This window comes from Pelagibius sp. CAU 1746 (genome assembly GCF_039839785.1).
Taxonomy (GTDB): Bacteria; Pseudomonadota; Alphaproteobacteria; order Kiloniellales; family Kiloniellaceae; genus Pelagibius.
On record NZ_JBDOQT010000002.1, the window covers coordinates 326,082 to 344,222 of the forward strand.

The 18,141-nt window shown below is 68.1% G+C and carries 16 protein-coding genes; 8 read left to right on the top strand and 8 right to left on the bottom strand.

The window, feature by feature from the left end:
* Positions 1-5: 5 nt before the first annotated feature.
* A complete protein-coding gene (locus AAFN88_RS18320) occupies positions 6-941 on the bottom strand; it encodes a hypothetical protein (protein ID WP_347522025.1) in 936 nt (311 codons plus the stop codon).
* Positions 942-1,172: 231 nt separating this feature from the next.
* On the opposite strand from AAFN88_RS18320, the gene AAFN88_RS18325 reads away from it, so the two are divergent.
* Positions 1,173-1,652: a PAS domain-containing protein gene (locus AAFN88_RS18325; RefSeq protein WP_347522026.1), complete on the top strand. Its 480-nt coding sequence runs from the start codon at positions 1,173-1,175 to the stop codon at positions 1,650-1,652.
* A 10-nt stretch (positions 1,653-1,662) separates the two neighbouring features.
* Here AAFN88_RS18325 and AAFN88_RS18330 read toward each other — a convergent pair whose 3' ends face one another.
* The 4 genes from AAFN88_RS18330 to AAFN88_RS18345 form a co-directional block, all read right to left on the bottom strand.
* Entirely contained in the window at positions 1,663-4,926 is a 3,264-nt protein-coding gene (locus AAFN88_RS18330; RefSeq protein ID WP_347522027.1) for an error-prone DNA polymerase, read from the bottom strand.
* Positions 4,927-5,015: 89 nt separating this feature from the next.
* Positions 5,016-5,399, bottom strand: a complete 384-nt coding sequence (locus tag AAFN88_RS18335) for a DUF559 domain-containing protein (protein ID WP_347522028.1) — start codon at positions 5,397-5,399, stop codon at positions 5,016-5,018.
* 207 nt (positions 5,400-5,606) lie between these two features.
* Positions 5,607-7,175: a DNA polymerase Y family protein gene (locus tag AAFN88_RS18340; protein WP_347522776.1), complete on the bottom strand. Its 1,569-nt coding sequence runs from the start codon at positions 7,173-7,175 to the stop codon at positions 5,607-5,609.
* 43 nt (positions 7,176-7,218) lie between these two features.
* On the bottom strand, positions 7,219-8,220 hold the full coding sequence (locus AAFN88_RS18345) for a hypothetical protein (RefSeq protein ID WP_347522029.1): 1,002 nt from the start codon (positions 8,218-8,220) through the stop codon (positions 7,219-7,221).
* A 219-nt stretch (positions 8,221-8,439) separates the two neighbouring features.
* Here AAFN88_RS18345 and AAFN88_RS18350 point away from each other — a divergent pair, with 219 nt between their 5' ends.
* Together AAFN88_RS18350 and AAFN88_RS18355 are read left to right on the top strand one after the other, a co-directional pair.
* Positions 8,440-8,985, top strand: a complete 546-nt coding sequence (locus tag AAFN88_RS18350; RefSeq protein ID WP_347522030.1) for a PAS domain-containing protein — start codon at positions 8,440-8,442, stop codon at positions 8,983-8,985.
* A 230-nt stretch (positions 8,986-9,215) separates the two neighbouring features.
* Positions 9,216-10,124, top strand: a complete 909-nt coding sequence (locus tag AAFN88_RS18355; RefSeq protein WP_347522031.1) for an EamA family transporter — start codon at positions 9,216-9,218, stop codon at positions 10,122-10,124.
* Positions 10,125-10,153: 29 nt separating this feature from the next.
* On the opposite strand, the gene AAFN88_RS18360 is transcribed toward AAFN88_RS18355, so the two are convergent.
* Positions 10,154-10,474 carry a hypothetical protein gene (locus AAFN88_RS18360; protein ID WP_347522032.1) on the bottom strand — a complete coding sequence of 107 codons (321 nt, stop codon included), beginning with the start codon at positions 10,472-10,474 and terminating at the stop codon, positions 10,154-10,156.
* Between the two features lie 237 nt (positions 10,475-10,711).
* Between AAFN88_RS18360 and AAFN88_RS18365 the strand changes: the two genes are divergently transcribed.
* The 3 genes from AAFN88_RS18365 (at position 10,712) to AAFN88_RS18375 (ending at position 15,503) form a co-directional block, all read left to right on the top strand.
* Positions 10,712-12,460, top strand: a complete 1,749-nt coding sequence (locus AAFN88_RS18365; RefSeq protein WP_347522033.1) for an adenylate/guanylate cyclase domain-containing protein — start codon at positions 10,712-10,714, stop codon at positions 12,458-12,460.
* 80 nt (positions 12,461-12,540) lie between these two features.
* Positions 12,541-14,166, top strand: coding sequence for an AMP-binding protein (locus tag AAFN88_RS18370; protein WP_347522034.1), 1,626 nt, complete (start codon positions 12,541-12,543; stop codon positions 14,164-14,166).
* 116 nt (positions 14,167-14,282) lie between these two features.
* On the top strand, positions 14,283-15,503 hold the full coding sequence (locus AAFN88_RS18375; RefSeq protein WP_347522035.1) for an MFS transporter: 1,221 nt from the start codon (positions 14,283-14,285) through the stop codon (positions 15,501-15,503).
* On the opposite strand, the gene AAFN88_RS18380 is transcribed toward AAFN88_RS18375, so the two are convergent.
* The gene (locus tag AAFN88_RS18380) at positions 15,500-16,186 is read right to left on the bottom strand and encodes a winged helix-turn-helix domain-containing protein (RefSeq protein ID WP_347522037.1); all 687 of its coding nucleotides are present in this window, start codon (positions 16,184-16,186) and stop codon (positions 15,500-15,502) included. The genes AAFN88_RS18375 and AAFN88_RS18380 overlap by 4 nt on opposite strands.
* Positions 16,187-16,298: 112 nt before the next feature.
* Here AAFN88_RS18380 and AAFN88_RS18385 point away from each other — a divergent pair, with 112 nt between their 5' ends.
* Both AAFN88_RS18385 and AAFN88_RS18390 read left to right on the top strand, forming a co-directional pair.
* Entirely contained in the window at positions 16,299-16,628 is a 330-nt protein-coding gene (locus AAFN88_RS18385; protein WP_347522038.1) for an NIPSNAP family protein, read from the top strand.
* The gene (locus AAFN88_RS18390; RefSeq protein WP_347522039.1) at positions 16,625-16,972 is read left to right on the top strand and encodes an antibiotic biosynthesis monooxygenase; all 348 of its coding nucleotides are present in this window, start codon (positions 16,625-16,627) and stop codon (positions 16,970-16,972) included. Before AAFN88_RS18385 ends, AAFN88_RS18390 begins: the two co-directional genes overlap by 4 nt.
* Positions 16,973-16,986: 14 nt before the next feature.
* Here AAFN88_RS18390 and arsB read toward each other — a convergent pair whose 3' ends face one another.
* Positions 16,987-18,066 carry an ACR3 family arsenite efflux transporter gene (gene arsB, locus AAFN88_RS18395; RefSeq protein ID WP_347522040.1) on the bottom strand — a complete coding sequence of 360 codons (1,080 nt, stop codon included), beginning with the start codon at positions 18,064-18,066 and terminating at the stop codon, positions 16,987-16,989.
* Positions 18,067-18,141: the final 75 nt, after the last annotated feature.

Below are 18,141 nucleotides of genomic sequence, written 5' to 3' on the forward strand. Positions count from 1 at the left end.
GCTCCCTACTCCGGCGTTTCGGAAATGCGGTCGACGACGCCCGCGGCGCGCATCTCCTCGACGCTGGGAAACCACAAGCCGTCATGCGGCGTCACGAAGACCTGCTCACGGAAGCCTTCGGAGATGCCCTGGGCCTCGTAGAAGGCGAGATCCTTCTGCATCTCCGCTTCCTCATCGACCAGATAGACCGGGTAGTCGGCGTCCATCCAGTGCTGATGGAAACCAAGCCGGCCCTCGGGGCCCAGCACGCGAACCTTGCCGGCGATGAAAGCGGTGGTACAGGCCGAACTGCACAGACGGAATACGAAGGTGTCGAGGCCATAGCGCAGGATCAACTTGGCGACGCCGCGGCCTTCGTAGACATGGCCGCCGGGACTGTCGAGGACGATGCCGCGGATATCCGGCCGCGCCTGCAACAGCGCCGTCAATTTCTTGGTCACGCCCAATTCGAAGGTGCCGGTGAAGCGCAGCAGAGTGGGATCCTGCGGATCCGGCGCCAGGTGATAGCGGGCGGCGCGGTCGCGTTCCCAGGCCAGGTACTCCGGCTCGCCTTCCGGTTCCCGGAACAGCAGCAGGAAAGCGCCGACGGTGCTGGTCAGCGTCACCGCCACCGCCCCGGCGATGCCGACATAGGCAATGAGGGTCAGGCCGCTGACGCCGAAGTCGCTCTGATAAGCATCGCAGGCGCGCACCACGCCGACGACCTGCCAGGCAAAGACCGCGACGTGGAAGACCAGGAAGAAGGCGACGGTGACGGCGGCCACCACCGCTTGATCCTCCAGGAAGGGCGGCCGGGTAAAGCGGTCGAGCAGCAGGATCGCCGCGCGCAGCAGCACCAGATTGACCCAGAAGGACCAAGCCAGAGACTGGCGCCCCTGCCAATGGGCGCCGAGATAGCCGGCGAGGAGACCGCGTCGTTTGGCCGGCGGCGGTCCCGTCATGGATCGTCCTGCTTGGCTTTTCCCTGCCGGAGTCTTCTTCCTCGCATCGTTCTCTCCCTAGCGGATTTGCCGCCGACCGGCCTGGACAGCGTTCAGATCGCAAAACTTTCCAACACCACCGGTAACAGCTCCCGCCGAAATACTACCTAGGGTCCAATTATCGCCGGTTCACCAAAGACTCGCCACGGCCGACATGCAAAATTAATCCATAGGCTGCTACAGCGGTGCCGCATGGAAAGATCCGGTTCGTTCACTTTGCCGCCGAACTCCGACCCGAAGATCAGGGAGTTGTTCGACTACTGGCTAGCGATTCACCCCGAAGCAGGGCTTCCGGGGCGGCAGCATCTCGACCCCATGGACATTCCCCGCCTGCTGCCCAACATCTGGATGCTGGACGTCAAGCAGGATCCCCTGTGCTTCCGTTTCCGCCTCGTGGGCACGGAGATCGTGAGATTCACCGGACGCGACGCCACCGGCCTTTGCCTTGCCGAGGTCTACCCCGATTACAAAGCGACGGAAGCTTACCGCGTCCACTGCGCCTGCGCCCGGTCGGGCGAGCCGGCCTACCGCCGGAGCGGCGTACTTTCCAATCCGGGCCGCAGGCACATCGAGGCGGAACGACTCTACCTGCCTCTGGCCGAGAACGGCGAGCGAGTCGACATCCTGCTGATCATGACCCTCTACACGGGCGAGCCGCCGCCGCGGCAATAGCGATAATTCGTCAGTGGAAGTCCCGTGACTTGGGCATGGGGTTCACGTCGCGGGGATGGCGGCGCCCCGGACCTGAATGAGGGCTGGAGCGATGATCGCGGCCCGGGCGCTTCACCTCGTCGGCGCGGGCTTGAGCGCTTTCCAGCGCCGGGCCCGGCTTCAAGTCGCCGAGGCGCTCGGTCATGTCCTCCAGTTCCTCGGCCACCACGTGAATCACCAGCCCTTCGCGCTGCAGCTTGCCGCGCACGGCCAGCAGGCTCGATTTCATGACGGTGGCGCGGTAGCGCTCGAAGACGGCGGGCCAGATGATGGCATTGGCGATGCCGGTCTCGTCCTCCAGGGTGGCGAAGATGACGCCGCTGGCGCTGCCGGGGCGCTGACGCACCAGCACCAGCCCGGCGACCCGCACGGTGCTGCCGGGCTTCAGCTCCGACAGCCGCATGGCCTCGACGACGCCCTCCGCCGCCAGACTGTCGCGCAGAAAGGCCAGAGGGTGCGCCTTCAGCGAGAGGCGCAGCGCCATGTAGTCGTCGACGACGTGTTCGCTGAGCGCCATCCGCGGCAAGGATACTTCCGGCTCGGCGCCGCGGTCCTCGATGCCGGCGGCGGCGAAGAGCGGTAGGGGGGCGCTCTTCTTGCGCTCGCCCGGCAGGCGCTTCACCGCCCAGAGCGCCTCGCGCCGCGCCAGCCCCTGCGAACGGTAGGCGTCGGCCCGTGCAAGGACCTCCAGGGCCAGCGGCCTCAGCCCGGCGCGGCGCCAGATCGACAGCGGGTCGGGATAGCCCGTATCCCGTGCGGCGACCAGGGCGCGGGCATCCTCTTCGGCCAGACCTTTCACCTGGCGCAGGCCGAGGCGCAGTGCATAACCCATCCCGCCCGACTCGGGTTCAAGGGTGCAGTCCCAGTCGCTGGCGTTCACGTCGGGCGCGCGGATCTCGACGCCATGCTCGCGGGCGTCGCGGATGAGTTGTGCCGGAGCGTAGAAGCCCATGGGCTGGCTGTTCAGCAGGGCGGCGGCGAAGACCGCCGGATAGTGGTGCTTCATCCAGGCGGAGACGTAGACCAGCAGCGCGAAGCTGGCGGCATGGCTTTCCGGAAAGCCATAGGTTCCGAAACCCTCGATCTGCTTGAAGCAGCGCTCGGCGAATCCCTCGTCGTAGCCCCGCGCGGCCATGCCCCGGATGAACTTGTCGCGGAAGGCGTGGATGTTGCCGAGACGCTTGAAGGTGGCCATGGCGCGGCGCAGGCGGTCGGCCTCGGCCGGCGTGAAGCCGGCGGCGACGATGGCGATCTGCATGGCCTGCTCCTGAAACAGCGGCACGCCGAGGGTCTTCTGCAGGACCCGGCGCAGGTCTTCCGAGGGATAGTCCACCGGCTCCCTGCCGTCGCGCCGGCGCAGGTAGGGATGCACCATGTCGCCCTGGATCGGCCCCGGACGCACGATGGCCACCTCGATGACCAGGTCGTAGAAGACCTTCGGCTTGAGGCGCGGCAGCATGGACATCTGGGCGCGGCTTTCCACCTGGAAGACGCCGATGGAATCGGCGCGGCTCAGCATTTCATAGACCGCCGGGTCCTCCGCCGGCACCGAGGCCAGGGTGAAGTCCTTGCCGTAGTGGCCGCGCAGCAGCGCGAAGCCCTTGCGCAGGCAGGTCAGCATGCCGAGCGCCAGAATGTCGACCTTCAGAATCCCCAGAGCGTCGAGGTCGTCCTTATCCCACTCGATGACCGTGCGGTCCTCCATGGCCGCGTTCTCGATGGGCACCACCTCGCAAAGCGGGTTCCGGGTCATGACGAAGCCGCCTACGTGCTGGGAGAGGTGGCGCGGAAAGCCGATCAGCATGTGGGTCAGCGCCAGGGCCTGCGCGAGGCGGCGGTCGCCGGGGTCGAGGCCCAGCTCGCGCACCGAGTTCTCCTCCACCCCCTCCTGGCTCCAGCCCCAGATGGCGCCGGCCAGGGCGGCGATGGTGTCGGCGGAGAGCCCCATGACCTTGCCGACCTCGCGCATCGCGCCGCGCGAGCGGTAGCAGATGACGGTGGCGGTCAGCGCCGTGCGCTCGCGCCCGTACTTGGCGTAGATGTACTGCATGACCTCTTCGCGGCGCTCGTGCTCGAAATCCACGTCGATGTCCGGAGGCTCGTTGCGCTCGGCGGAGACGAAGCGCTCGAACAGCAGGTCCATGCGCGCCGGGTCGACCTCGGTGATGCCCAGGCAGAAGCAGACCGCCGAGTTGGCGGCCGAGCCGCGACCCTGGCAGAGGATGTCCTGCGAACGGGCGAAGCGCACCACGTCCTCCACCGTCAGGAAGTAGGGCGCATAGTCGAGCTGGCCGATGAGCGCCAGCTCGTGGCGCACCGCCTGCTTGACGGTCTCCGGCACACCGCCGGGATAACGATCGGGCGGGTAACGCCGCGCCGCGCCCTGCCAGGTGAGATGTTCAAGCTCTTCCTGCGGCGTGCGGCCTTCGGTCGTCAGTTCCTCCGGGTAGTCGTGGCGCAGCTCTTCCAGGGAGAAACTGCAGCGCCGCGCGATCTCCAGCGTGTTGGCCAGGGCCTGCGGGACGCCGCGGAAGAGATGCGCCATGTCCTCCGGCGCCTTCAGATAACACTCGGCGTTGGCCAGCAGGCGGTAGCCCGCCGTGTCGATGGTGCAGTGCTCGCGGATGCAGGTAACGACATCGAGCAGCGGCTTGCGCTCGGCGCTGTGCATCCTCACATCGTTGCAGGCGGCGAGGCCGACCCCGTTTTCCTCTGCCAGCCGCGCCAGGGCCGCAAGGCGCCGGCGGTCGTCGCCCCGGTAGAGCGCGCGGGCACCCAGGAAGATCTCGCCGGAAAAAGCCTGGGACAGACTGCGCAGCGCGCCTTCGAAATTTCCGTCAGGCAGCACCACGAAGACCTGGCCGTCGCCGTGGTCGATCACCTCCTCGAGAGAAAAGATACAGTCCCCCTTTTCTGCGCGGCGCTTGCCCAGGGTGAGCAGGCGGCAGAGCCGCGCGTAGGCGGCGCGATCCTTGGGGAAGCAGAGAATCTCGGGGCCGTCTCCCTTCTCTGCCTGGGGCACCAGGCGTGCGCCGACCAGCAGGGGAATGCCGACCTCCTTCGCCGCCACGTGCGCGCGCACCGCCCCGGCCAGGGAATTGCGGTCGGCGATGGCCACCGCCGGCAACCCCAGCGCCGCCGCCGCCATCACCATCTCCTCCGGATGCGAGCCGGACCGCAGGAAGGAGTAGTTGCTGGCGACCTCCAAGGGGACGTAGAGGGGCGTGGGAGTCATGCTCTCCCCCCAGACAGCTCTCCCCTCCCCCCTTGCGGGGGAGGGTTAGGGTGGGGGGTATGGTGAAGCTTGCGCAGGAACACCGAGAGTCACCCCCTCCCCATCCCTCCCCCATCAAGGGGGAGGGGGCTCTTTTTATGAAGATCTGAAGCGGCTGCCGCGCGGATGACCTCCAACACGCCCTCCAGATTCTCGAAGATCTCATCGTTCCAGAACCTCAGGACTCTGAATCCCCGGTCTTCGAGCCACTGGTTGCGTGCCGCATCCTCCACCTCGGACTCGGTATGCTGGCCACCATCAAGTTCGGCTACGATGCGCGCCTCGTAGCAGGCGAAATCGACGATGAAGCGGCCGAGCGGAACCTGGCGCCGAAAGCGCAGGCCGTCGAGTTGCCGCCGACGCAAGACCGACCAGAGACGCTGTTCCGCCTCCGTCATATTGCCGCGTAGCTGCCGTGCGTTCTTCGATGCCATGGCTCGAACCCGGTTCTGCAAAGTGCGGAGAGTCACCCCCTCCCCAACCCTCCCCCATCAAGGGGGAGGGGGTTTCTCAAGGGATCAGCGAATGACCGAGTCTTTTCCCTCTACACATCCCCTCCCGCTTTTGGTTTCCCCTCCCCCCTTGTGGGGGAGGGCTAGGGTGGGGGGTATGGTTCCGCGTCTCGCTGCCCGTCTCCCCCCTCACCCGAACAGCCCGTGCAGGAACCAGCGGCCGGCGGCGCGGTAGAGCCAGTAGCGGCGGCCGTCTTCGTCCTCGACGCGGAAATAGTCGCGTGGCGGGGCATCGCTTTCTTCCGGCTCGGTCCGCCACCACTCGCCGAGCAGGCGTTCCGGGCCCTCGGCGCGCACCACCTGGTGCAGCACGCGGCGCCAACGGAACTGCGCCGGCGGGTAGTCGGGCAGCAGGGAGACCGCGTCCACCGGCTCCGGGCGCGCCAGCAGGCGCAGGGGACGCAGCTTCGGATGCGGCGTCTTCTGCCAGTCGTCGTTCGCTTTGCCCCCTGCTTTGCCCCCCGCTTTCTTCGGGGGCTTCTCCGGAGTTTTCTCTGGGGCTCGTTCACCGCCCGCCGGGTCCCCTACAGGAGAGGCCAGCGCGAAGGCGCGCTCCGGCAGGTGGCTTTCGCGCAGACGCGGGGCGCGCACGGCCTCCAGCCCCAGGCGGCTGCCCAGGCGGTCGACCAGCTCGGGCAGGGTCTGCGCGCCGTCCGCCGTGTTCGCCGCCCGCTCCTCCACCCGGCGCAGCTCGCCTTGTTGCGCAGCCAGAGTTGCGGTCAGCGTCGCGCCCAGGGTCATGACCTCGATGCCGAAGCCGGGGTCGATCTGCGGCAGCTTCTCGGTGAAGAGACGGCGCAGGTGTTTGGCATCGCGGCTCGGCCGGCTGGCGCCGAGGGAGAGGCGCTGCAGGCTGCCGTCGCTGCGATAGGCGGTCAGCTCGAGCTGCCTCGCGCCGCGCCCGGCCCGCGCCAGTTCGCGGCAGAGATGGTCGAGCAGCAGCCCTACGGCGCGGGCGATATCCTCGGGGTCGCTCAAAGGCTCGGCGAAGATCCGGCGGGTGAGATGAGCCGCCGGCGGCTGGCGCGGCGACAGCGCCTCGGCCTCCGTCCCCACGGCCTGACCCAGACGGCGCACCGCCAGCGTGCCGAAACGCGGTGTCATCACCGACGGCGTGAGGTTATAGAGATCCTCGACGCGGCGCAGCCCGAGGCGGTCCATCAGCTCCACCGTCGCCGGAGGCAGGCGCAGGGCCGCCGGCGGCAGTGGCGCGAGGGCGGCGCGCTGGCGCCCGGGCAGCACCACCACGCAAGGATGCCCGGCCGAGGTGGCGAAGCGCGCCATGGCCCAGGCGCAGCCGATGGTGTCGGCCAGCGCCGCGCGGGCGGTGTAGCCCAAGCCGGCAAGGCGCGCCTGCAGGTTCTCCAGCAGCGCATGCTCGCCACCGAAGAGGTGGCAGCAGCCGGAGACGTCGAGCAGCACGCCGGCGCCGCCGCCCGCACCTCGGCCCTCGTCTTCCCCGGTCGAGTCCGGCCCCGTCAAATCGGGAGCGGCCCAGGGTGTGTAGCGCGCGCACCAGGCGGCGAGCGCGGCGAGGGCGCGGGCGTCGGCCGCCGGGTCGTGGGGGACGGTGATGAGGCCAGGCAGCAGGGCGCGCGCCTCGGCCAGCGGCAGGCCGGGCTCGAGGCCGGCGGCTTCCGCCGGCAGGTTCACCGCGGCGAGGCTGAGGCGCCCAGCATCGTCGCTGACCAGCGCCAGCGGCTGCTGCGCCTCGGCCTCTTCCCTCTCAGGCGGATCTTTTTCAGCCCGCGTGCCGGAGGGTGGCGATCTCCGCGTCCCGCGCGGGCGAACGTCCGGCCGGCTGCTCTGCCGGCTGTTCTGGGCCCTCGCCCGGAACCAGCGGTCGGTCGCGAAGCGCGGAAGCCAGAGCGAAACCACACGCCGCATCGTCCCACTCCACATGCCAGGACCCCGGCGCCGCCCCGCGGCAGCGCAGGAGGTCGAGCCGCCAGCGCGGGCGGCCGATGAATGTTGCCTCTTGTTCGTCCCCCGAGACTGCCCCGGACACTGCCGGCGTGACGCGCCAGCGGCTGAGCGCGGCGCTGGCCGCGCGGCCCTGGCGCAGCGGGCGGAAGCGGCGGTGAAGGGCAAAGGCGGTAACGCCGCCCGTCGCGGTCAGGCTCGCTTCGGCGGCGAGCTGCAGGCGGCGCCCGGCGAGGCGGTCGAGACCTTCGACCTCCCCCACCACGGCGGCGAGGCGGCGGCAGCGCAGCCCCTCCTCCATGGCCCAGAGCACCTCGGCATCGGACTTGGCGTTCACCAGCAGGAAGCGCCCGGGGTCGAGCCCCTGGCCCACCAGCGCCGGCGGATAGAGATCGCCCTGGCGCGACACCCAGAGAATTTTGCCGCTGCCGGGAAAGGCCTTTTCCAGGCGCGCCAGCAGCGCCAGGCAGAAGCCGAGGGTGACGCCGTCGTCCCACTCCGCGCGCTCGCCCTCGATCTCGTGCAGCGCGCCGAGCGGCAGCCCGCCGCCGGGCAGCGCCGCGTCGAGGGCTTCCAGGCCCAGCGGCGCGACGGAGCGCTGGCGTCCGGCGAGCGAGGTTGCATGAGCCCCCTGCTCGATCCGCCGCACCTGATCGCGCAGGGCGGCGAGGCCGAGAACCTTCCCGTCCTGTTCTACGGAGACCCCAGCAGGGGACTCGGAAAAGCCCGCCGCGCCGCCGCGCAGGTCCCCGAGCCCGCCCCCGGCGGCCCCGGAAACCCGGCCTTTTCCTTGCTCTCGCGCGCGCAGAAGCAGCGACATCGCCCGCCCTTCAACCCAGGGATTATCATCGTCTTTGTTCTCTTTTTGTTCTAATAAATCCTAGCCGAAGAGTCAAGGTTGGCGGGACGCGGCGGCCAGGCCCCCGCCGCACAGAGCGCCCGCAATCACCCTTCCTTAACGCCGAAACGACTAGATTGGGCAGAGTCGCCACGAGAGGCAGCTCCCTCAAGCGCCGCGCAACCCGACCCAGGACGCTTCGTGACCACTTCCGAACTCGACCAGCCCTCTTCAGGGGCCGCGGCGGCCGTACGCTTTCTCGAGCGGATCGACGATCCGCGGCTGAGCGCGGTCTATCGCTATTGGAACGGTCTGCGCCGCGGGCGCTTCGCGCCGTCCTACGCCGAGGTCGACCCCATCGACATCCCGAAGCTGCTCCCCATCCTGCTCGTCACCCAGGTGGAAGAGACCGCCGGGGGCCGGCGCTACCGCTACCGCCTCTGCGGACAGGAGGTGCAGGAGAGCTTCGGCAGCCCCATGCGCGGACGCTACATCGATGCCCTGATGCAGGGCCGCTACCTCACCTACATCGAGGACCTCTACAACCGCGTCGTCGACGGCAGGCGCCCGATCTATTCCGTCAGCGCCTACCGCGGCCGCGCACTGCAGACGAAACGCCTCATGCTGCCGCTGAGCAGCGACGCCGGCAAAGTCGACGTCGTGCTCTCGGCGCAGGTCTTCTTCCGGCCAAACGGCCTGCCGCAGACCGTCCTGGCCGTACAGGAAGACTTCGAACCCCGGGGCTAGGGGCGCCGCCGGCACGGCCCAACGCGCCCCTGGCCTTCCCCCTCCCCCGCCCCTAAAATCGTCTGGCCGCGAACCGCCTTTGCGGGTTTGCCGATCAGGGGAAGGGTTCTATGTCTCAGGCGCTGTGTGACGGGCGCCGCCGGGGAAGGACGGCGGTTCGACGGCCTCTTACGCCGCCGCCGCAGGGCAGGCTTCCGGTTCGCTCCAAGCTCACCTAAGGACTTCCCCCCGTGATCTCCCTTTGGATTCCCATCACCGTCTTCGCTGCCTTCATGCAGAACCTGCGCTCTGCCCTGCAGAAGCATCTGAAGGGGCGGCTGTCGACGGGCGGGGCGAGCTATGTGCGCTTCTTCTATGCCTGGCCCTTCGCGCTGGTCTACGCGGCGGGCGTGCAGCAGATCGGCGGCTTCGAGCTGCCGCAAGCGAACGGCCTCTTCCTGCTCTACTGCCTGCTGGGCGGGCTCAGCCAGATCGCCTTCACCTTTCTGCTGGTCTATCTCTTCTCCTTCCGCAACTTCGCGGTGGGCACGACCTATTCCAAGACCGAGGTGATCCAGGTGGCGTTCCTGGGTCTCATTCTGCTGGGCGACACCATCAGCCTGGTCGGCGTCTTCGCCATCGCCGCCGGCATGGTCGGAATCCTCGCCCTGTCGGTGGCCCACCAGGACCTGACCTGGAAGACGCTGGCGACCAGCCTCTTCGAGCGCACGACGATGATCGGCCTGCTGTGCGGCGCCTGCCTGGGCGCCTCGGTGGTGTTCTTCCGCGGCGCCTCGCTCAGCCTGGGTGACGGCGCGGTGGTGATGCGCGCCGCCTTTTCGCTGGCGGTCGCGCTGACCATGCAGACGGTCATCATGGGCGCCTACCTGCTGTGGCGCGAGCCCGGCCAGATGAGCGCGATCTTCCGCCACTGGAAGCCGTCGCTGCTGGTCGGGATCTCCGGCTTCCTCGCCTCGGTCGGCTGGTTCACCGCCTTCACGCTGGAGAACGCCGCCTACGTGCGCGCCGTCGGCCAGATCGAACTGGTCTTCACCTTCATCGCCTCGGTGGTCTTCTTCAAGGAGAAGACCTCGCGCCTGGAGCTGGCCGGCGTCGCCCTCATCCTGGCGGCGATCCTGCTGCTGATCCTCGGCGGTTAGGCGGCGGCCAGGCAGCGGATAGGAGGCGGTCAGGCCCGCTGCGCGGCCTCCTGGGGCTGAACTTCGTAGGTGACGGGGCTCGCCAGTTCGCGGAAGTGGAACAGACGGAAGGCCCGCTCGCCGTTGTAGTCCAGAATGCGCAGGTCGTCCTCCTGGCGCAGGTCGCGCTCGACGGAGACGAAGTGAGCGCCGTAGCGCTCCTGCGCCAGCGGAATGGGAATCTCGTAGGCCAGGAACTTGTCGATTCCCTTGGTCCGCAACTTCTCCAGCAGTTCGTCATCCGTGGCCGAACCATAAGACGTCAGGATGACCAGGGGACCGCTCCCCGTGAAGAGCATAAAGCATTTCATCGCAGGGCCTCCTTCAGTTAACCGAACCATCATACGGTCCGCGCCGCCGCCCCGTCGAGCCTGGCAGGCCATGCGAACTTCCGGCCCATCTTCAACCTCCGCGTTGTGGCGGCGGCCTCAACCAGGACCTTGAAGCCTCCGCAGAGCGGCAGCGCTTAGGGACTCTGATATACATCCCCCAGCGCCAGACCTAGAATTCAGGCATATCTTCTCTTACCCGGACGCGGGACACGCAGGATGGGTGAACCAAGAACGCAGCGGCGCCTCGCGGCGATCCTCGCCGCCGACATCGCCGGCTATTCGCGGCTGATGGGGGCCGATGAAGCCGGAACGCTCGCCGCCATGAGCACCGTCTGGAGCGAGCATTTCAATCCCGCCGTCGCCATCCACCACGGCCGGATCGTCAAGATGATGGGAGACGGCGCGCTGGTCGAGTTCGCCAGCGCGGTCGAAGCGGTGGATTGCGCCCTTGCCGTTCAACAGGCCATGGCGTCCTTCAAGCAGTCGCGCCCCGGCCGAGCCCCGCTGGAATTCCGCATCGGCGTGAACCTCGGTGACATCGTCTTCGAAGGTGACGACATCTTCGGCGACGGCGTCAATGTGGCGGCACGCCTGGAGGGACGGGCGCCGGCCGGCGGCGTGCTGATTTCCGATTCGATTCATGCGCAGGTCAAGGGCAAGGTCGGCGTCAGCTTCGAAGACGCAGGCGCTTTCACTCTCAAGAACATCGAGACGCCGGTCCGGGCTTGGCGTTGGACGGGCGACGGCACCGCCACGGAGGAACAAGCAGCGGCCGGCCCGCACACCCTTCCCTCCATCGCGGTCCTGCCCTTCGCCATCATGTCCGGCGACCCGGAGCAGGAGTACTTCGCCGACGGACTGGTGGAGGACATCATAACGACTCTTTCCAAGCTGGCAGGGCTGCGCGTGATCGCGCGCAATTCGACCTTCGTCTACAAGGGTCAGGCCGTCGACATCCGTACAGTGGCCAAGCAACTCGGCGTGCACTACGTCCTCGAGGGCAGCGTGCGCCGGGCCGGCGGGCGCATCCGCATCACGGCGCAGCTCATCGATGCCGAGGGTTCGCATGTCTGGGCCGAGCGCTATGACAGGGCTATCGACGATATCTTCGCCGTTCAGGACGAAATCACCCTGGTCCTTGCGACCGAGATGCAGGTCAAGCTGACGGAGGGCGAGCAGGCGCGGCTGCGCTACACCACGACCGGCAATGTGGAGGCCTGGAGTTTCTGGGTCCAGGGTCTCCATCACTATCGCCAGTCGGTCACAAAAGAGAGCCTGGGCGCCGCGCTCTCTTGCTGGACCAAGGCGCTGGCGCTCGACGCCACCTCGTCCTCGCTTAATGCGATGATCAGCCTGGTGCACTACGCCGACGCCCGCTTTGGTTGGTGGGAGGACCGGGAAACGGCGCATGAGAAAGCCATGAGCTATGCCGAGCGCGCACTGGACCTCGACCCGGAGAACCCAGACGCCAATGTGACGGCGGGCCTCGCCTTGCTGCAGGCCGGGCGCCACGAAGAGGCCGCGGCAAAAGCACGGCGGGCGGCGCAACTCGCGCCGGGTTCGGCCGACGCGGCGAGCTTCGGCTGCTTCATTCTTGCTTTTGCGGGATTCCCCGATGAAGCGGTCACCCATGGCGAGCGCGCATTGACGCTGAGTCCGAACTATCCCGCCTCCTATCTGGGGCACCTCGGCAACGCCTATCGGCTCGCCGGGAGAACCGAGGAAGCCATCGCCGCCTTCAAGGCCTACCACGCGCGGGTTCCCGGCTTTGGCTTGGTCGACCTCGTGCTCGTCTATCAGCAGTCCGGCCGGCCGGAAGAAGCAGCGCGCAAAGCCGAACAGCTCCTCACCCTTCGCAAAGGCTTCACGATCGCCAACTGGGCGAGCACGCAGTACCGGGCGGACAAGCAAGGACTGCAAGCGGATATCGAGGCCCTGCGCGCCGCCGGGCTTCCGATGAGCTGACGGCTGCTCTGGCCATTCCCCTCCCCCAACCCTAATATCGCGCGGCAATGTGAGGCCATTTCGGGGAGAAAGCACACGTAATGTACGACGGTTTGCGCGACGAGCGGCGCTGGGTGCTGCCGGAGGCTTTGCGGTTCCAGGCCGAGGTTCGGGGAGACAGCCCCTTCCTGACCGCGGTCAGCGACGGCGCGGCTCTGACCTACGCCCAGGCGGCGGACGAGGCCGACAGGGTCGCCGGCTTCTTCGCCGGGCTGGAGGTCAAGCCGGGCGAGCCGGTGGCGCTGCTGCTGCCCAACGGCCTGAACTTCGTGCGGGTCTGGCTGGGGCTCCTGCGCCTGGGCGCCGTTGTCGTCCCCCTCAACAGCGAGCTGAAGGGCGCCTTCCTGGCCCACCAGCTCTCCGACACCGGCTGCCGCGTCGCGGTGCTGGACGCGGAGCGGCTGGCGCGCATCGCGGAGATCGCCGAACGCTTGCCGGCGCTGGAACGGCTGGTCGTCGACGGTGCGGCGGACGAGTCACCCGCGCCCTTTCATGGCATAGCCTTGTCCGACTGGCGCAAGGCGCCGCCCTGGAACGGGCCGCTGCCCGCCGCTTCCGACACCGCCTGCATCATGTATACCTCCGGCACCACCGGGCCGGCCAAGGGCGTGCTGATGCCGCACGCCCACTGCTTCCTCTTCGGGCTGGGCACCATCGACAACTTCGCGCTGACGCCCGAGGACCGCTTCTACATCTGCCTGCCGCTGTTCCACGCCAACGGCCTGTTCATGCAACTGGGCGCGACGCTCATCGCCGGGGCCAGCGCCGCCCTGCGCGAGCGCTTCAGCGCCTCCTCCTGGATCGCCGACATCCGCCGCTTCGAGGCCACCGCCTCCAACCTGCTGGGCGCGGTCACCGCCTTCATCCTGGCCCAGCCGCCGGGGCACGACGACCGCGGCCACCGCCTGCGCGTGGTCGGCGCCGCGCCCGACGCCCCGGCCCATGACGAGGCCCTGCGCGAACGCTTCGGCGTCGCCGACGTGGTGCCGCTCTACGGCATGACCGAGGTCAACATCCCGCTCTACGGCGAGCTGGGCCGCCCGCGCCCGGGCACCTGCGGCAAGGTCTACGACCGCTACTTCGAGGTGGAGGTGCGCGACCCCGAAAGCGACCGGGCGCTGCCGCCGGGCAGCGTCGGCGAGATCATGGTGCGCCCCAAGGCGGCCTTCGGCTTCACCACCGGGTATCACGGCCTGCCCGACAAGACGGTCGAGGCGTGGCGGAACCTGTGGTTCCATACCGGCGACGCAGCGGTGATGGAGGACGACGGCTACATCACCTTCGTCGACCGCATGAAGGACTGCATCCGCCGGCGCGGCGAGAACATCTCCTCCTTCGAGGTGGAAGCCGCCATCGAGCGCCTGCCCGGCGTGACGGAGGCGGCGGCCTACGCCGTGCCCGCCGGCATCGAAGGCGGCGAGGACGAGATCATGCTGGCCGTGGTGCCGGCGCCGGGCGCGAAGGTGACGGCAGCCGAGGTCGCCGCCCAGGCGGAGAAGGAACTGCCGCGCTACGCCCAGCCGCGCTTCATTGAAATGCTGCCGGAGCTTCCCAAGACTCCCACCGGCAAAGTGCAGAAGGCGAAACTGCGCAGCCGCGGCGTGGCGAAAACGACCTGGGATTCCACGCATGAGGGTGTTCCGGCAGATCAAAGCGACTCTGAATAGCTTCCCGATACAACGGAAACGCAAGAAGACCGATCTCGACATCGCTCTGAAACGAGTCGGGTATATGCGTTACACTGTGTCGACAATGCCGGCATTATCGGACGAGGAGCCGTGCCGTGCCTCAAATCACAGACCAAGCGCACCAGGACCGCGAACCCGCCTACCGCTGGGTCATCGCCTTCACGGCGGCGGCGATGCTGGCCGTCGTCATGGGCCAATTGGTGAACGGCCTTTCGGTCTTCTTCATCCCGCTGGAGCGGGCTTTCGGCTGGGCGCGCGGCGATATCGCCTTCATCAACACCGTCGGCCTCATCGGGCTGGCGGTCGGCGGCATCGTCATGGGCCGCATCGCCGACCGGGCCGAAATCCGCAAGGTCTGCCTCTTCAGCGTCGCCGTGACCAGCCTCTGCGTGTTCGCGGCCGCCTGGGCCGAAGCGCTGTGGCAGTTCTACCTGCTGTTCTTCCTGGCCGGGGCCTTCGGCGGCGGCGCGCTCTTTGCGCCCCTGATCGCGCTGGTCGGCAACTGGTTCCACAAGGGAGGGGGTCTCGCCATCGGTATCGCCGCGGCGGGCCAGGGCGTCGGCCAGGGCGGCGTTCCCTTCGGCACCGCCTTCCTCATCGAGGCGCTGGGCTGGCGCGGCGCTTTCATGGCCCAGGGCCTCATCACCCTGGCCCTGCTGCTGCCGCTGGCCCTGCTGATGCGCGCGCCGCCGCAGCGCGGCGCCCATGCCACGGGAGGCCGGGAGGACGCCCCACCCCTGCCGCTCAGCACGGTCATTCCAACGATGAGTTTGGCGGTGCTGATGTGCTGCACCTGCATGGCGGTGCCGCTGATGCATCTGGTGCCGCTGATCCAGGGCTACGGGATCTCGGCAACGGAAGCCAGCAGTGTGCTCTTCGCGATGATGATCGCCGCCATCGTCGGCCGCGTCGCCTTCGGGCAGCTCGCCGACATGATCGGCGCCATCCCCGCCTATATGACTGCCTCATTGTGGCAAACGGTTCTGGTCTTCGTCTTCACGCAGATCACCGACCTGGACATGCTCTATGTCTTCGCGCCGATCTACGGCTTCGGCTACGCCGGGGTGATGACCGGCGTGCTGACCACCACACGCGCCCTGACGCCCGCCACGCGCCGGGCGGGCGCGACCGGCATCATCCTGGCTTTCGGCTGGCTGGGGCACGGCCTGGGCGGCTACCAGGGCGGGCTGTTCTACGACCTGACCGGCGGCTACGACGTGAGCTTCGCGAATGCCGCGCTGGCCGGAGTCCTCAACCTGGTTGTCGTCGGCTCGCTGTACCTCGCGCTCCGGCGCCGGGCCGCGCTCCCGGCCTAGGACAGCGGAAACTTCCGCCGGAAGGCCGCCTCCCCTTTCGCAGAAAAACGGACGATCCGGGTACCGCCGACGCGCTGCGCCCAGCCGAGATCCTCGAAGCGCCCCAGGAGCGCGCGGCCGAGACTGCCCGCCAGATGCGAGCGGCGCTCGCTCCAGTCCAGGCACTCGCGGCACAGCGGGCTGCGCTGGGCGGCGAGGCCCTCCAGATCCAGGCCGAAGCGCTGCATGAAGCCACAGCCGGCGTCGCTCAGGTCGAGCCCCGCCCCGCCCAGCGTCAGGAACCCGCGGGCGACGAGGCTGTCGTAAAGCCGGATGCCGAGATCGCCGGCCAGATGGTTGTAGCAGACCCGCGCCTTGCGCAGCTCCGGGTCCCGCGGACCGGTACGGCTGCGCAGGTGGCCGGCACCGGCGGCAAGCCCCATGAGCGCCTCCAACACCGCGGCCACCTCCGCGCCGGCCAGGGTGAAATACTTGTGCCGCCCCTGTTTGCGTTGCCGCAGCAGGCCGCCCTGGTCCAGCTTGGCCAGGTGGGCACTGGCGGTCTGCTGGGTGACCCCCGCCTCCGCCGCCAGTTCGCTGGCGGTCAGCGCCTTGCCGCTCATCAGCGCGGTCAGCATGTTGGCGCGGGCGGGATCGCCGATCAGTGCGGCGAGGCCTGCGATGTCCGGGCCTTCTTTCATCATTTCCTGCCTTTCATAGTTCGATGCTAAACGAAGCATGCATGCCGGACAAGGCGCTAGGATCGCACCCTTAAAGCTTCCTGACAGACTACTGAAAACAGGTTCGAGGAGCCCCATGCTGACCTGCGTCATCCGCTACCACATCGACCCGGCCAAGAAGGATCGCTTCGCCCAATACGCTCAAAACTGGGGCCAAGCCATTCCGCGCTGCGGGGCCGGGCTCATCGGCTACTTCGCCCCGCACGAGGGCTCCACCACCCTGGCCTACGGCATCTACAACGTTAAGAGCCTGGCCGACTATGAGGCCTACCGCGCGCGTCTCGCGGTCGACCCGCTGGGCCGGGAGAACTACGCCTTCGCACAGCGCGAGAAGTTCCTGCTGCGCGAGGACCGCACCTTCGTGAAGCTGGTTTCGGCGCCCCACGCAGGCGGAGAGGGCGCATGATCGCCGTCATCTTCGAAGTGGCTCCGGCCGAGGGCCGCAAGCAGGATTACCTGGAGCTGGCCGCCGAGCTGCGTCCGCTGCTCGAGACCATCGACGGTTTCGTCTCGGTGGAACGGTTCCAAAGCCTCTCGGATCCGGACAAGGTGCTTTCCCTGTCCTTCTTCCGCGACGAGGCGGCGGTACGGCAGTGGCGCGGCCTGAACGCCCACCGCAACGCCCAGGCGCAGGGCCGGCTGGGCGTCTTCGCGGACTACCGCCTGAGGGTCGCCGAGGTGATCCGCGACTACGGCCTGACGGAACGGGCAGAGGCGCCCGCCGACAGCCGGCGTGCCCACGCCGGCTAAGCCCCCGCACCGTCTCAGCCCGGGAAGTGCCCGCGGGTGCGATTGGCGAAGGCGACCAATGACAGCATGACCGGCACTTCGACCAGCACGCCGACGACGGTGGTCAGCGCCGCGCCGGAATTGAGCCCGAAGAGGCTGATGGCGACGGCGACCGCCAGCTCGAAGAAGTTCGAGGTGCCGATCAGGGCGCAGGGCGCAGCGACGTTGAAGGGCACGCGCCAGAGGTAGGCCGCGCCGTAGGCGACGATGAAGATGCCGTAGGACTGCACCAGCAGCGGCAGGGCGATGAGGACGATGAGCAGCGGCCGCTCCAGGATCACGTGACCCTGGAAGCCGAAGAGCAACACCACCGTGGCCAGCAGCGCCACCACCGAGAAGGGCTTCACTTTCTGGGTGAAGCGCGTGACGGCGGCCTCCCCGTTCCCGCCGTTGCGCGCCGCACGTGAGAGATGGCGGCGGGTCAGGATGCCGGCGATGAGCGGGATCACCACGTAGAGCCCGACGGAGAGCAGCAGCGTCTGCCAGGGCACGTCGATATCGGTGACGCCCAGAAGGAAGGCGACGATAGGCGCGAAGGCGAAGACCATGATGACGTCGTTCAGCGACACCTGGACCAGGGTGTAGGTGGCATCGCCTCTTGTAAGCTGCGACCAGACGAAGACCATGGCCGTGCAGGGCGCCGCGCCGAGCAGGATGAGGCCGGCGATATACTGCTGCGCGTCGGCGGGAGCGATGAGATCGGCAAAAAAGACCTCGAAGAACAGGACGCCCAGCGCCACCATGGTGAAGGGCTTCACCAGCCAGTTCACGACGATGGTAATCACCAGACCCTTCGGCCGCTCGCCGATGCGCCGCAGGCTGGCGAAATCCACGTTCACCATCATGGGGTAGACCATGCCCCAAATGAGGACGGCGACCACCAGGTTCACCGAGGCGTATTCCAGCCCGGCAAGGCCGCGGAACACCCCCGGCAGGGCATTGCCCAGGCCGATGCCTGCGGCGATGCAGAGCGCGACCCAGACCGAGAGCCATTTTTCGAAGAACCCGATCCCACCGGCGGCCGGCTCGACCGCACTAAGTGCTTCACTTTTCACAGAATCTCCGCCTTTCGTCGATGCTCCGGCAGCGCCGCAGGAGCCGCCGCGGGACTATGCCGCAAAACCCCCGGA

Coding starts and splice junctions, on each gene's coding strand:
- AAFN88_RS18320 (WP_347522025.1), bottom strand. CDS start 941: ATGACGGGACCGCCGCCGGCCAAACGACGCGGTCTCCTCGCCGGCTAT.
- AAFN88_RS18325 (WP_347522026.1), top strand. CDS start 1,173: ATGGAAAGATCCGGTTCGTTCACTTTGCCGCCGAACTCCGACCCGAAG.
- AAFN88_RS18330 (WP_347522027.1), bottom strand. CDS start 4,926: ATGACTCCCACGCCCCTCTACGTCCCCTTGGAGGTCGCCAGCAACTAC.
- AAFN88_RS18335 (WP_347522028.1), bottom strand. CDS start 5,399: ATGGCATCGAAGAACGCACGGCAGCTACGCGGCAATATGACGGAGGCG.
- AAFN88_RS18345 (WP_347522029.1), bottom strand. CDS start 8,220: ATGTCGCTGCTTCTGCGCGCGCGAGAGCAAGGAAAAGGCCGGGTTTCC.
- AAFN88_RS18360 (WP_347522032.1), bottom strand. CDS start 10,474: ATGAAATGCTTTATGCTCTTCACGGGGAGCGGTCCCCTGGTCATCCTG.
- AAFN88_RS18365 (WP_347522033.1), top strand. CDS start 10,712: ATGGGTGAACCAAGAACGCAGCGGCGCCTCGCGGCGATCCTCGCCGCC.
- AAFN88_RS18370 (WP_347522034.1), top strand. CDS start 12,541: ATGTACGACGGTTTGCGCGACGAGCGGCGCTGGGTGCTGCCGGAGGCT.
- AAFN88_RS18380 (WP_347522037.1), bottom strand. CDS start 16,186: ATGATGAAAGAAGGCCCGGACATCGCAGGCCTCGCCGCACTGATCGGC.
- AAFN88_RS18385 (WP_347522038.1), top strand. CDS start 16,299: ATGCTGACCTGCGTCATCCGCTACCACATCGACCCGGCCAAGAAGGAT.
- AAFN88_RS18390 (WP_347522039.1), top strand. CDS start 16,625: ATGATCGCCGTCATCTTCGAAGTGGCTCCGGCCGAGGGCCGCAAGCAG.